General features: G+C 64.2%; 13 protein-coding genes. 3 read left to right on the top strand and 10 right to left on the bottom strand.

The annotated features are described in order from the left end of the window. Positions 1–166 precede the first annotated feature (166 nt). Positions 167–2092 (top strand): NAD(P)/FAD-dependent oxidoreductase, encoded by a 1926-nt coding sequence (locus AYK61_RS21975; RefSeq protein WP_183130495.1) that lies wholly within the window; start codon positions 167–169, stop codon positions 2090–2092. Beyond that, on the top strand, positions 2079–2369 hold the full coding sequence (locus AYK61_RS21970) for a hypothetical protein (RefSeq protein ID WP_121873102.1): 291 nt from the start codon (positions 2079–2081) through the stop codon (positions 2367–2369). The genes AYK61_RS21975 and AYK61_RS21970 overlap by 14 nt, the downstream gene beginning before the upstream one ends. A gap of 11 nt (positions 2370–2380) precedes the next feature. Here the strand turns inward: AYK61_RS21970 and AYK61_RS21965 are convergent, their stop codons facing one another. The 9 genes from AYK61_RS21965 to AYK61_RS21925 all read right to left on the bottom strand — a co-directional run bounded on the left by AYK61_RS21965 (position 2381) and on the right by AYK61_RS21925 (position 11780). Further along, positions 2381–2854, bottom strand: a complete 474-nt coding sequence (locus AYK61_RS21965; protein ID WP_121873101.1) for a helix-turn-helix transcriptional regulator — start codon at positions 2852–2854, stop codon at positions 2381–2383. After that, positions 2851–3957: a serine hydrolase gene (locus tag AYK61_RS21960; RefSeq protein WP_121873100.1), complete on the bottom strand. Its 1107-nt coding sequence runs from the start codon at positions 3955–3957 to the stop codon at positions 2851–2853. Before AYK61_RS21960 ends, AYK61_RS21965 begins: the two co-directional genes overlap by 4 nt. A gap of 93 nt (positions 3958–4050) precedes the next feature. After that, a complete protein-coding gene (locus AYK61_RS21955; protein ID WP_121873099.1) occupies positions 4051–4674 on the bottom strand; it encodes an HAD family hydrolase in 624 nt (207 codons plus the stop codon). Then, positions 4671–5726 carry an ABC transporter ATP-binding protein gene (locus AYK61_RS21950; protein ID WP_121873098.1) on the bottom strand — a complete coding sequence of 352 codons (1056 nt, stop codon included), beginning with the start codon at positions 5724–5726 and terminating at the stop codon, positions 4671–4673. Before AYK61_RS21950 ends, AYK61_RS21955 begins: the two co-directional genes overlap by 4 nt. A gap of 1 nt (position 5727) precedes the next feature. Then, the gene (locus AYK61_RS21945) at positions 5728–7005 is read right to left on the bottom strand and encodes an ABC transporter substrate-binding protein (protein WP_121873097.1); all 1278 of its coding nucleotides are present in this window, start codon (positions 7003–7005) and stop codon (positions 5728–5730) included. A 26-nt stretch (positions 7006–7031) separates the two neighbouring features. Next, entirely contained in the window at positions 7032–7847 is an 816-nt protein-coding gene (locus tag AYK61_RS21940) for a carbohydrate ABC transporter permease (protein ID WP_259468224.1), read from the bottom strand. Next, complete coding sequence (locus AYK61_RS21935) at positions 7844–8755, bottom strand: carbohydrate ABC transporter permease (RefSeq protein ID WP_121873096.1); 912 nt, start codon at positions 8753–8755, stop codon at positions 7844–7846. The genes AYK61_RS21940 and AYK61_RS21935 overlap by 4 nt, the downstream gene beginning before the upstream one ends. Then, complete coding sequence (locus AYK61_RS21930) at positions 8752–10851, bottom strand: PQQ-binding-like beta-propeller repeat protein (protein ID WP_121873095.1); 2100 nt, start codon at positions 10849–10851, stop codon at positions 8752–8754. Before AYK61_RS21930 ends, AYK61_RS21935 begins: the two co-directional genes overlap by 4 nt. A 41-nt stretch (positions 10852–10892) precedes the next feature. Further along, the gene (locus AYK61_RS21925) at positions 10893–11780 is read right to left on the bottom strand and encodes a MurR/RpiR family transcriptional regulator (protein ID WP_220709166.1); all 888 of its coding nucleotides are present in this window, start codon (positions 11778–11780) and stop codon (positions 10893–10895) included. A 215-nt stretch (positions 11781–11995) separates the two neighbouring features. Between AYK61_RS21925 and AYK61_RS21920 the strand changes: the two genes are divergently transcribed. Next, positions 11996–12424 (top strand): GNAT family N-acetyltransferase, encoded by a 429-nt coding sequence (locus tag AYK61_RS21920; RefSeq protein WP_121873094.1) that lies wholly within the window; start codon positions 11996–11998, stop codon positions 12422–12424. 45 nt (positions 12425–12469) lie between these two features. Here AYK61_RS21920 and AYK61_RS21915 read toward each other — a convergent pair whose 3' ends face one another. Then, positions 12470–13243, bottom strand: a complete 774-nt coding sequence (locus tag AYK61_RS21915; protein ID WP_121873093.1) for a hypothetical protein — start codon at positions 13241–13243, stop codon at positions 12470–12472. Positions 13244–13276 lie beyond the last annotated feature (33 nt).

Raw genomic sequence — 13276 nt, 5'->3', positions numbered from 1 at the left:
TGTCCGCTGTTAGGTAGTGCCATGAAGCATCATGTGGCGTGGGCCACATTGTCAAGGGTCCAAAAGCTGTGAATCTCGAGATCGCGAATCCCTTGCGCAAAATTGCCTAACCATGGTTAGTTGAGTTGTCGGAGTCGGATGGAGCAGCTCGCAACAGGAGGTACCGGTGTCCACAGACGCAGCAACGGCTGCGGAAACCGTGGGTCGGATCGATCGAGATCGGCTCTCGCGCGCACTCACCGCGGCCAACCTGCCCTCTTTGGTGGCGGTGCTCTATCAGTTGACCGGCGATCCCATGTGGCTCGCCGATCCGTATCGCCCGACGCGTAGTCGGGGCATGGACAACAACGACACGGGCGGATTCGACGACGCAGTTGCCGACCGCATCCGTTCCGCGGCGCTCGATGCGATCTGCGCGTTCCACGACGGTGCGCCCATGGCGGTGCCCTCACCCGACCCGGAGCACCTCGTCGAGATGATCAGCGTGGCCGTCGGTGAGCAAGTTCCTCCCGAGTTCGGTGTCATGGTCGCCGAGGACATGGGCTTCACCGCCTCGGACACTCCGGTGGCGGCTCCGAACGATCTGTCGGTCATCGTGATCGGTGCCGGTGTCTCCGGCATGCTCGCTTCCATCAAGCTGGACGAGGCGGGCATCAGTCACATGGTGCTGGAGAAGAACACCGACGTGGGCGGAGGCTGGTTCGAGAACACCTACCCTGGTGCGGGCGTCGACACCCCGAGTCACCTGTATTCCTACTCCTTCGCGCCGCGGGCCTGGAGCACCCACTTCGGCAAGCGCGACGAGGTGTGGCAGTACCTCAGCGATGTCGCGTCCGAACACGATCTGCGGCAACGCATTCGCTTCGATACCGAGGTGGCGACCGCCGAGTACGACGCGCAGAGGCAGGGCTGGACCGTGACGACGGTCGACGGCGAGACTTTGACCGCCGATGTGGTGATCACCGCGACCGGTCAGCTCAATCGGCCGAAGGTGCCTCACATTCCTGGGCTCGAGTCGTTCGACGGGCCGATCTTCCACACGGCGAACTGGCCGGGCCATCTGGATCTGGCCGGTAAGCGCGTCGCCATCGTCGGCACCGGGGCCAGTGCCATGCAGGTGCTGCCGGCCATCGCGTCGACGGTGGGGCATGCGACGGTCTTTCAGCGTTCGCCGCAGTGGGTGTCGTCGAGTGACGTGTATTTCACCGAGATGGGCGACGACGCCAACTATCTGATGGATGTCGTTCCGCTGTATCGGCTTTGGTACCGCACCAGGCTGGCGTGGAACTTCAACGACCGCGTGCACAGCTCGCTGCAGGTCGACCCCGAGTGGGAGCATCCGCAGCGTTCGATCAACCCGATGAATGACGCGCATCGACGGGTATTCACTCGCTACATCGAAGCCGAGCTCGAGGGCCGACCGGATCTGATCGAGAAGTCGCTCCCCGATTACCCGCCCTTCGGTAAGCGGATGCTGCTCGACAACGGTTGGTATGCCGCGCTCAAGCGCGACAACGTCACCCTCATCGCCGACGCCGTCTCCTCGATCACCGCCAACTCGGTTGTTGCACGGGATGGTTCGGAGACCGAGGTCGATGTGGTGATTCTCGCGACGGGCTTCGAGACCCACAAGCTGTTGACGCCGATCGATGTGCGCGGACGATCGGGGGAGTCCATCCGTGATATTTGGGGCCCGGAGGATGCGCACGCGTATCTCGGCATCACCGTCCCGGACTTCCCGAACTTCTTCATCACCTGCGGTCCCGGAACGGTATTGGGCCACGGGGGTAGTTACATCACCATCGCCGAATGTCAGGTGCGGTACATCATCGATGTGCTGAACGACATGGTGGACAAGCGAATCGGAGCCATCGAGTGCAAGGCCGACGTGGAGGCGGAGTACGTCCGCAAGCACGACGAGGCGCATGCAAAGATGATCTGGTCGCACGGCGGCACGGACAACTGGTACCGCAACGACGCCGGACGCGTCGTCTCGACACTGCCATGGCGCATCGTCGACTACTGGGAAATGACGCGGCGGGCCGATCTGAACGACTTTGTCATGGAGCCTCGCGTGGATGAGGCTCGCTGATCAGTATCCCTATCGGTATCTCAACCTGAGCTGGCGGAACTTGGCGACAGGCGCAACGGGTGCTGCCGACCTTCGGCACTGGCAAGACGATCCGACACCGCCGGCGGAGGGGTCCTACGGACGGGAAGATCTGCCGCTCGAGGTGGTCGCGAACACCGGGACGGGTCCCGTGGTGGTGACGGTGACGCACACCAAGGACTACTCGAACGGCGACCGGTGGGGCTCGCCGTATCTCGACACTCTGCTCCCCGGTGCTGGACTGGTGATTGTTCCCTGACCGGCTTGGCGTCAGGTACCCAGGTCGCCGGCAATATCGGCAGCAGCGAGCATCGAAACAAGCACCGGCACGACGCGCTTCGCGGCGATTCGGTAGTCACCGCGGCCCTGCTGCTCGACGATGTTCGCCGAGCTCAGCGTCTTGAGGTGGTGATAGATCTGACCGGACGAGCCGACTCCCACCGCCGCGTGCAGATCCGCCGCGTTCGCGGGGCCTCGCAGCAGTGTTCGCACGATCTGCAGCCGCACCGGATGTCCCAGAGCAGCAAGAACTTCCGACGCGGAGGGCACCGGTAGTTCCACGATGGCGTCGGGGGAGTAGCCGATGTCCCAGCGGACCGTGCCGTGCAGATGTACGTCGCCTTGGTAGGCGATCATGCCGCCGGTCGACGGGGTGGCGTCGAGCTGCTGGGGAGCGCCGCGTCGTTCAAGCTCGGCAACGCGGGCTTCCAGCTCTGCCAGTCTCGACTCGAACTTTGAACTCACACCACGCAGGCTATCCGGTCTAGAACCTCGGGCGAGAGCATCGCATCGACGATGAGTTGCTGTTGCGCGCCGGCTCCTGCATACGCTTGCTCGAATCTGTCTGCAGAAAGACCATCGATGAGCCACACCGCCGTCGCGACAGTTCCGTCATTGCGGCGCAGCTCAAAACCCTGAGTCAGCACACCGGGGAGGCTGCCACCTTTGAAGCCGACACCGAGAACGCCGTCACCTGCGGGTTGCCATTCCAGTTGGCGCAGAATGGTGTCGGATGCGTCGCCGTAGGTCCCGTCCGTGAAGGCGCGATACATTCCGTTCAATTCTTCGGCCGAACCGCCGCGGAAACTGCTCTCAACCCTGGCGGCCTGGTCTTCGAAGGTCGGCACTTGCACGGACGCCTCGACCTGGGCCCGGAACTGCGGGTCGAATGCCCACTTCTGGGCGGTCTCCCAGGTATCGGCATCGGCAAGTTCGGGATCGAAGACCGAGAGCATGTCGGCCACCATGCTCGGCGGCTCGAAGTTCTCCCAACCTCCGGCTGCTGCGCCGTCGACGAGTGCTTGATCGCCGAGTCGGTATCGGAGGTAGTCGGGCACCGAATTGTCGCTCTCCTGGATCATGGCCGAGACCATGTCATCGATGCGGACCGTGGCATTGGGGTCGGTTGCGTTGGTGCCGGCGTTCGCAATACCCAACCGGGTCAAGGCCTTCGGATGTGCATTGGCGTCGGTGCCGGGAAGATACCACCGCTCCCAATCCGAGAGGGCCACTTGCTCGTTGGGGTCGATGGTGCCGTTTGCGACGGCCTGCGCGTAGGCGGCGAGATGCACCACTTTGATCGCGGAGGCGAGTACCTGCTGTTGGTCTGCCCGATGTTCGACGGTTCGGCCGCGTCCGTCGTCGATCACGAGGCTGACGGTGTCGGGTGCTTGATCGATCAGCCCGATCCATCCGTCCTCGGTCGCGAGGTCCGTCGAGGTGACGGGAGCGCAGTTCTCCGGCGTCGGAGTAGTGGTGGTCGCTGCAGTTGCGTCGGTGTCGGTGGCGCATCCGCCCACCAACAGCGCAGCTGCACAAGCTGCCGAGATCCAGGTCGAGCGTCGCATCGAGTTCTCCCATCCGTTATTCCGTAATTACGGAGAACCATAGATCGGATCTCTCGATGCGACAACCCCTCGGCACTGTGGAGGCTCGCGGGCCTACGATCGAATCGTTGCCGTGACCAGTCCGGCTACGTCGCCGAGATCGGTCACCACGACATCCGGCATGGCGGATTCCAGATCCGCCACACTTCGGTATCCGCCGGCGATCGCCACCGCCTCGAAACCGGCAGCACGCGCACATTCCACGTCGTATTCGCAGTCCCCGACGTACACCGCGCGGTCTGCGAGTCGACGAACCGATCGCAGGTACTCGGTCTTGTCGGATACGCCCGTGGCCAGTAGGTCGATGACGTCGATGAGTCCGCAGCGTCGGGCGTCGGCAACCACGGCGGCTTCGGAAGCCGCGGATGCAACGCCCACAACGACACCGGCCGAACGTAATTCGAGGAGCACGGCGTGAGCCTCGGGGCGGGCCGCGGCGTCGAGGAAGGAGACTTCGACGCTCCACAGGTCCGCTGCCTCATCGGGGAGACCGAGCGCTGTGGTCCATTCGGTCATCGGCAAACGGAATGTACGCCGAACATCGTCCTCGGTGATGTCGTCTCGGTCGTAGTGCGAGAGAACCTGATTCATGGCATTCGTGGCGCGGGACACGTCGTCCATGACGGTGCCGTTCCAGTCGAACACCACCAGTGTTTCGCGGTCGGTCGTCGAGGTCATTGCGACACCACCGCTCTGTCCCACACCGTATCCGCAGTACCCAGAGCGAGCCCCGACTCACTGTCGAACACATGCACATCGGCCGAGGTGCACGAGAGCGGCACCACCGTGTCCGGCTGTACGTCCTCCTGAGGCTGCACTCGAGCGATCACCGGCTGCCCGGATACGTCCAGGTGCACGATCTTCGACGGCCCCTCGTGTTCGACCGTCTTGACAACTCCGTCGAACGTCCAGTCCCCGTGGCCACCCAACTTGACGTGTTCGGGACGGATACCCAGGGTCATTCCGGACCGTACCGGGCCGAACGCCCCCGACGAGCCGTCGAGCAGGTTCATGGCCGGGGAGCCGATGAAGCCGGCGACGAACAGGCTGTTCGGACGCGCGTACAGGTCCTCCGGTGTGCCCAGTTGTTCGATGACGCCGCCGCGCACCACGGCGATGCGGTCGGCCATCGCCATGGCATCGTTCTGATCGTGGGTGACGTGCAGGGTGGTCGCACCGGTACTACGGAGCAGCGACGCGATCTCCGAGCGCAACGTCAATCGCAACTGCGCGTCGAGGCCCGAGAGCGGCTCGTCGAGCAACACCACCCCCGACCGACGCGCCAATGCCCGCGCCAACGCGACGCGTTGACGCTGACCACCGGACATCGCTCGCGGACGACGGCCCAGCAGCTCCGTGATTTCCAGACGCTGTGCGACGTCGTCGGCTCGTGACTGTGCCTCGGCCCGAGAGAGTTTCAACCCATGACGAAGGCCGAGGGCGATGTTGTCGAAGGCCGAGAGATGCGGATAGAGCGCGAAGTTCTGGAACACGATGGCAACGTCGCGCTTGTGCGGAGGCAGGTGAGTTTGGGGTACGCCGCCGATGGTGATGTCGCCGGAGTCCTGCAGCTCGAGGCCGGCGATGACGCGCAGGAGCGTCGACTTGCCCGATCCGGACGGGCCGAGCACGACGAGGCTCTCACCGCTGGCGACCTCGATCGACACGTTGTCGATGGCGCGAAGTTCGCCGAAGGTCTTGATCACGTTGGTCAATGAGATGCTGCTCATGTCAGCGCACCGCCGCATCGATACGACGTACGGTGTCGGTCATGACGGCGTCGAGCGGTTCGCCGCCGGTGAGGCGCTGCACCATGTCCTGAATGAACTGGTTCACCTTCGGAGTTGCATCGCCGTGCCAGCCACCCCACGGTGTGGGGGTACCGGTGTAGGTCCAGGCGAAGCCGAGCTGGGACTGTGCGTCGGGATCGGCGGCCAGCGTCGCCGCAGCTTCGGTGTCGACGGGTATGTAGCTGAACGACTTCGAGCTTTCGGTGATCACCTGGGGATCGAGCATGTGGCCGATCAGCGCGTTGCCGAACGCTGCCTTGCACGGGTCCTCGGAGAGCACCATCCATCCGTTTCCGCCTGCGGGGAGCGAGGCTTCGCCGCCGTCGGGGACCGGCATCGCGGTGACGGTCCAGTCGAACTTGTCGCCGATGGCCTTCTTGATGCTCGCTGCACTGGCCGGTGAGGTCACCATGTAGGCGAGATTGCCGGTGTTGAATTGCGTCAGAGCATCATTGGCTCCGATGGGGTCCTGCAGTTTCTGTGCGCCGAGCTCTGCGTAGATGCCCATTCCGGCTCGTCCCTCGTCGTTGTCGAAACCGGGCTTACCCTCGGCGTCGACAAATGTTGCTCCGGCGCTCTGGATCATGGCCTGCGCAACCCAGTCGGCAATCTGGTCGCGGGGGAGCGACACGGACGCAGATCCAGTCGCAGCTTTGACGGTTGCGGCGTCGTCGAGCCATTGGGACGTCGATGTCGGCGGGGCAGTCACGCCTGCACTTTCGGTCATCGTTGTATTGGTGTATAGCACGGGGATCGAGACCTGGAACGGCGCGATGTAGGAGGTGCCGTCGACCTTGCCGATGTCGAGAAAACGCTGGTCGTAGGTTTCCGCTAGCGCGGAGGTGTCGAGGGGCTGCGGCTTGTACTGGTCCACCCAGAAGCGGATCTGGCCGAGTCCGATCATGGCGACGTCAGGACGCGATCCCGCGGCGATGTCGGCGACCATCTGCTGAGTGGCTTTGTCGTAGCCGGAGTCTCCACCGGGCTTGAGCTCGACGGTAAGACCTGGAAACTCCTGTTCCATGGACACTTTAGCTGCCTGCGCGGCAGAGTCTCCCTGCGGAAGGTACTGGGCGGTGATGGTGGTGCCGTTGGGGTCGCAGCTCGAGATGTCGGCTGCGGTGGCGGTGGTGCCGCCGGAATCGCTGCTACCGCATGCGGTAGCGAGCAGTGCAATGGACAGGGTGCCCGCCGCGAGGACGAGTTTGGACGTGGTCATGTCATGAATTCCTGTTCGTGAGGAGGTCAGCCCGGCAGTTCGCCACCGGCGATGCCGGCTACGAATCGACGCTGAGCGATGAGGAAGAGAACGACGATCGGGGTGGTGATGATGGCGGCACCGGCGGTGAGGGCGCCGTAGTCGAATCCGGTGTCGGCTTGCTGGAAGACCGCGAGGGCGAGCGGCGGTGTGTGGAGGGAGGCGTCGCGAGCGACGAGAAGGGGCCAGAGGTAGTCGTTCCAGTGCACGAAGATCGAGAACACCGAGAACGTGGCGATCGCGGGCATGGCCGAGGGGACGACGACGCGCCAGAGCGTCGAGAATGTCCGTAGCCCATCGGCTTTCGCGGCATCGAGTAGGGCGTCGGGGATAGTGAGCATGTGCTGTCGCATCAGGAAGATGCCGAAGGCGCTGGTGGCGAAGGGGATGATGAGCGCGGTCATGGTGTTGGCGAGCCCGGCCGATCCGACACCGAGGTAGAGCGGCAATGCCGTGGCCTGGGTGGGAATGAGCAGGCAGGCCAACGTCAGTGCGAACAGCGTGCTGCGGCCGCGGAAGGGAACCTTCGCGAACGCATACGCAGCCGGGACGCAGGTGAGAAGTTGGAGCGCGAGGATGCCGAGTGTGACCACGGCCCCGTTGATCATGGCCCGGCCGAGGTTGGCCTCGGTCCAGGCGCGGGAGTAGTTGCTCAGGTCGAACGAGTCTGGCAACCAGGACAATCCGTTCATCATCACCGAGTCGGGGCTGGCGATGGACGTGCGGAGCATCCAGTAGAAGGGGAAGATGGAGACGAGGCAGGCGAGGACGATCGTGGTGATGCGAGCGATGCGAAGTATCACTGGTTTCCTCCGCTGAGGGAGCGCCGGCGTAGAACGCCGATCGCGATGAGGACGAGCAGCAGGATGGTGGACAGGGCGGCGGCTTGTCCGAGGTCGTAGTACGCGAACCCCAGCCGCCACGTCATCGTGAGTGCGGTTTCGGTAGCTCCGAGGGGACCGCCGCCGGTCATGACGTTGATGGTGTCGAAGACCTGCACCGATTGCAGAACGATCATGACGGTGACGAAGATCGTGATCGGTTTGAGCAGGGGCAGAACGACTCTCCGCAGGCGGGTGAGCCCGGTGATGCCGTCGGCCGCACAGGCCTCGTCGACGGAGGTGGGGATGCTGGTCAGTCCGGACAGGAACAGGATCATCGCCAATGCAGCCCCGCGCCACACACCGACGGCGGCGACGGTGGGAAGTGCGTAGGTGCTCTCTCCCAGGAAGTTCAGTGGCGCGACCCCGATCAGGGCGAGCATTTCGTTGGCGAACCCGCCGTTGAGAGAGAAGATCCAGCGGAACACCACCGCCATCGCGACGAGATTCGCGGTGAACGGGAGGAACAGTAGCGTCTGCACCAGCCGGCGGCCCCGAGTCAGCGAATGAGCAAGCACGGCAAGCCAGAAGCCGATCACCAGGCTCGGGACGATTGTCATCGCGCAGTAGAGCACCGTGTTGAGCAGAGATTGCCGGACGGCAGAATCGGCGAACAGAGCGGTGTAGTTGTCCAGTCCCACCCAGGTCCACTCGACTCCGCTGGTGATGTCGATGGCAAAAAGACTGCCCACCAACGCAAGTGCGCCGGGGATGACGATGAACAGGGCGGTCAGAGACATCGCCGGGGCGACGAGGAACCAGCCGGTGCGCGACGAGCTTCGGCGGGGTATCGACGTCGGTGCGTCGGGTTTTTCCAGGACGGCGGTCATGACGCCCGTCCCAGGATGGTGTCGACCGAGTAGGCGATCACGCCGCCGTCGACGGTGGTGAGGTAGACACGATCGTCGATGACGACGGGGGCCGCCGCGATCGGTGCGCCGACGGTCATCGAACCCTCGAGCTCACCGGTCTTCGCATTGACCAGATGCAGTCGTCCGTCGAGCGTGGGCACGAGCAACATGTCCTGGCACAGAGCCGGTTCCGCGAACAACACGTGCGGGGTGCGCTGGTAGCTGGCCATGGCGAACGGCGCGTCCCCGTCGACGGACAGTGACCACAGCACCCCGCCGGTTTCGCGGTCGAGCAGGGCCAACCGCGCACCGGCATCGACGATCGCGATGCCGTATTCGGTCGCGACCGGGGTGGCCGGGTTCCAGGGCAAGCTCATCGGCACCTTCCACTGGGTGTGGCCGGTGGCGTCGATGCGGGCCAACGCCCCGATGACGGAGACGAACAATGCTCCGGTCGTTTCGTCGTAGAGCGGGGTGCCGACAGGGGTGTCGGCCTTCTCGAATCCTTTGCCGAGCTCGGCCTCGGCAACCTGTGTGGGCCAGAGCGTCGCGCCGGAGGCGAGATCGAGGCCAACCAATCTGTCTGGCGTGGGCCAGCTTCCGACGACGAGGGTGCCGTCGACCATGACGGGCCGGGTATGGTCCACGATCGTTTGGTAGGTCGAGAGGTCGGTACGTTCCCACACCGTCTCGCCGTTCGTCACATCGAGGCAGCGCAGGTGCGAGAGGTCACCGACGACAACGCGGCCGTCCTCGATCAGTGGTTCCGCGAAAGCGAAAAGGCGCAGCGGGTCGGGAGACGGTGCGTGCCACAGTCGATCACCGGTGGCGATGTCGAGGGCGGTGACGTCGCCGGATACTGCGACGGCGATGGCTGTGGTGCCGCTGACGGCCGGAGTGCATTTGACGGCGGAACCCAGTTCGCGGTGCCAGAGCAGCTCGCCGGATGTCGCGTCGATGGCCTGGATACCGCCGGCGGCGCGGTCCTCGTCCTTGACCGGGGCCAGCACGATATCGCCGATCACCCGGACCGATGCCCGGTGCGCGGCACCCGGAAGCTCAACACGCCAAAGGGATTCGTCCGGTCGCGGAACAGTGCTGCCGAGTGCGAAGGTGGCCTTTTCGAGACCGGTCTTGGCGAGGCTGCGGGTGTCGAGGGAGATACGCTCCCCGTCCCAACGGACGACGCGGAACGACGGCGGCGAGAAGTCCAGACCGGCGAACAACGGTGTGGGGGTGTTGACGTGCAGGGTGCCGTCCACGTCGACGACTCGCGACGTGTGTCGGTGACCGGAGAACGTGGCGAGTGGGGAGCGCGGGGCCGCCTCGAGAATGGAGTGCCAGGGCTGGTCGTGACTGAGCAGAATCCACGGCATGTCTGCGGGGATGGATTCCAGATCGGCTGTCATCCAGGCATTCTGGAGTTCGTGGTCGATGCCGAGTTCGTGGGTGTGCCAGTCGAGCGCGACCACGTGCAGCCCGGGAAGGTCGAAGGAGTACCAGCGCGGGCCGAGATGCCGTTCGTACGCGGAGGGGTCGGCGGTGTGAATGGAGTAGTTGTTGCGGCTGACGGCTCCGACGATGGTGCCGCCCATGTGATCGTGGTTGCCGGGTAATAGGTGCAGCGGGATGGGGCTTGCGGCCACGGCGTCTTTCAGTTCGCCGTACTCGACGTCGATGCCGCGGTCGGTGAGGTCGCCGGTCGCGATGACCGAGGACAGTCCCGAGACCGCGTCGGGCAGGCGGGTGAGGAATTCTGTGAGGGTGGAGCGGCCGCCGAGTTCGACGGGCTGTGGGTAGTACGGTCCGCGGCCCACGTGGGTGTCGGAGATGTGAACGAAGCTGTGCGGGTACAGGTCCGAGTCGCGTCGCAGAACGAAGTCGACGGTATCGGCGGTGGCGGGGACATACCAGCGATCGCAGGTCCAGCCTGCGGGGCGCGTCACGAAGACGAACGCTCCGGCGACGTCGAGAGTGAAGCTACCGTCGAATGCGGTTGTCGTGACGGTGATTCCGTCGCTGATCATGGTTCCTGGGCGGGGGAGGCCGTCGTCGTACAAGACGCGTCCGCGCATGGGTGTCTCCTGAAGTTGGGGTTCGGTGGCTGTTGAAGGTGCTAGATGCGGTGTTCGGTGATGATGTCGCCGCTGGCCGCGAGGGCCTCGCGGCAGCCGTCTCGGCGGAGTACGAGTGCGACGTGGATGGCGTCGAGCACGGCGAGGTGGACGAGTCGACTGGTCATCGATTCGATGCGGTAGGAGGTTTCGCGGCTACCGGCGACGAGTCGGTGGTCCACGATGTCGGTGAGCGGGGATGAGGTGAAGCTGGTGAGGGCGGCGGTGGTGGCTCCGGTCTGCGCTGCGGTGCGCATCACGGCGAGTGTTTCCTGGGTGGAGCCGGTGTGGCTGATGGCGAAGCAGACGTCGCCGGGGCCGAGCATGCGGGCGGTGACGTGTTGGACGTGCGGGTCGGGGGTGAAGGTGGCGTCGACGCCGATGGTGGTGAGGCGGTACGAGATGTCGGCTGCGAGTGGGGCCGACGTGCCGACCGCGGCGAAGGCAACGCGGCGGGCGGTGACGAGACTGTCGACGATGGCAGTCAGTGCGGTGCTGTCGATGAGGTCGGAGGCGTGGGAGATGGCAGTTGCGCTGCTCGCCAACACTTTTGCGAGGACAACGTCGTCGGTGTCGTCTGCGTGGACTTCGGCGGCGAGTGAGTCCGTCACCGAGATGACGGTGCGGGCGAGATTGAGTTTGAGATCCTGATACCCACGTAATCCGAGGCGGGTGCAGAAGCGCATCACGGTTCCGACGGAGGTGTCGGAGCGTGCGGCGAGTTCGGTGACCGAGAGCTCGAGAACGTCCTCCGGGTGGCTCAATACCTGTCGTGACACCCGCTGCTCGGCCGGCGAAAGGCCGGCTGAGCGCATCCGAATGTCCTCGAGGAGAGCACGTTTGGATGAACTACCGACAGGGTTGGTGGCGATGGTCTCGTTCTCGGTCACGAGGGAAAACCTAAAGGGCGGACATGAACCACGACGGCAGTGAAGATGAACGACGGAAGAATAATCCAGAACCTACTGATTGATGGAACTTCGTTCCGGATGTTGGGGCAAGAGCCGGTGAGGAACCGTAACGCGCGGATCGAGTCGACGACCGATCGTGTAGAGGCAACGCTCACGGGCTTTAATTGTCTCCACCATTACGAAACGGAAACCCCATGCCTACTCTCCATCACGCCCCGCTGGCGCGCGTCGACCAGAACACCCTTTACCGCATCATGGCGCTTCGGGTCGCAGTGTTCGTGCACGAGCAGCGCATCGTCGACGACATCGAACTCGACGGTGCCGACCTGCTCCCGACAACGGAGTTGTTCTGGATGCAGGAGGATGACGGTGAGGTGCTGGCGACCATTCACGTGCTCGTCGACGACACCGTTCACATCGGCCGAGTCGCGACCGCCGCCAGTGCACGGGGTAAGGGCTACGCCGGAGAACTCGTGAAAGCGGCACAGACGGTGTATCCCGGGGTCGTCGAACTCTCCGCGCAGGCGCACCTCGAAGAGTGGTACGGCCGCTTCGGATTCGTTCGCGTGGGGGAGAACTACCTGGATGCTGGAATTTCGCATGTGCGGATGGTGTCCGAATAGCGTTGGCTGCGATAGAAACGCTGGATTCAGGTCGAGTAGACCGATTCAGAACAACGTGGGTGCGGTGTATCGACCGTGTCCTGCTTCGTTCAGTCGGGCGCTCCAGCGCTGCACGAGCCACATTTCGACGAGCTCAGGGCTGGTGCCGATGTCGGTGGCCCATGCGGTGATGAGTTCGACGTACCGGTCGTAGCGGCGACGAGTGAAGCCGGTGACGGACGGGTCTTCGAGCCATCCTTCGTGGATGAGTGTCGAGACTCCGTATTGGTCGATCAGCTGCGCCGGGCCACCGTAGACCGACGCCTTCACCGCCCACAGGAACGTCGCCATCAGAGATGTTCCGACGCCGGGCGCGTCGGGCCATCCGGACCAGGTCGAGTTCGGATGGTCGGGCACTGCGCGGTTGCGGACACAGCTGTCGAGCACAGCGAGAGTCTTGGCGACCGGGTTCTCGTCGGGACGGCTGAGGTGCGGGTTCATGACGTCGGGAAAACGACGCTTGGATCTGCGGTGTTTGTGGCTGCCCTGCCAGGCCGCGCAGAGAAACAGCAGTCCGAGCGAATCATGTTTGCCATCAGCCAGATCGGTGCCGATCCGAAGATCGTTGCGCTGCACGGTGGCACCGCCGTACTCGACGATTTCGCCGTCGAGGTTGCGGCCGCGTAGCCGGAGATCATGGCCGGCTCGGTCGAGGTGGCCGTTCCACCAATCCAGGTCTACCTCCACGCCGTCGTCGAGGACATGCAGGTCGTAGCTGCGGTGCTGACACCACTGCACACAGGCTGTGGGCGGCGGGAACCCCTCGTCGAGTCGTGACATACCGCCATCGAAACATCGAGTACCGACAGTCCG

This window comes from Rhodococcus sp. SBT000017, assembly GCF_003688915.1.
Taxonomy (GTDB): domain Bacteria; phylum Actinomycetota; class Actinomycetes; order Mycobacteriales; family Mycobacteriaceae; genus Rhodococcoides.
This window is presented reverse-complemented; position numbering and strand designations above follow the sequence as displayed.

What these genes read in the sequence shown, in the direction of transcription:
- AYK61_RS21955 (WP_121873099.1), bottom strand. Translation starts at nt 4,674, where the DNA reads ATGACCTCGACGACCGACCGCGAAACACTGGTGGTGTTCGACTGGAAC.
- AYK61_RS21960 (WP_121873100.1), bottom strand. Translation starts at nt 3,957, where the DNA reads ATGCGACGCTCGACCTGGATCTCGGCAGCTTGTGCAGCTGCGCTGTTG.
- AYK61_RS21930 (WP_121873095.1), bottom strand. Translation starts at nt 10,851, where the DNA reads ATGCGCGGACGCGTCTTGTACGACGACGGCCTCCCCCGCCCAGGAACC.
- AYK61_RS21920 (WP_121873094.1), top strand. Translation starts at nt 11,996, where the DNA reads ATGCCTACTCTCCATCACGCCCCGCTGGCGCGCGTCGACCAGAACACC.
- AYK61_RS21935 (WP_121873096.1), bottom strand. Translation starts at nt 8,755, where the DNA reads ATGACCGCCGTCCTGGAAAAACCCGACGCACCGACGTCGATACCCCGC.
- AYK61_RS21950 (WP_121873098.1), bottom strand. Translation starts at nt 5,726, where the DNA reads ATGAGCAGCATCTCATTGACCAACGTGATCAAGACCTTCGGCGAACTT.
- AYK61_RS21915 (WP_121873093.1), bottom strand. Translation starts at nt 13,243, where the DNA reads ATGTCACGACTCGACGAGGGGTTCCCGCCGCCCACAGCCTGTGTGCAG.
- AYK61_RS21945 (WP_121873097.1), bottom strand. Translation starts at nt 7,005, where the DNA reads ATGACCACGTCCAAACTCGTCCTCGCGGCGGGCACCCTGTCCATTGCA.
- AYK61_RS21970 (WP_121873102.1), top strand. Translation starts at nt 2,079, where the DNA reads ATGAGGCTCGCTGATCAGTATCCCTATCGGTATCTCAACCTGAGCTGG.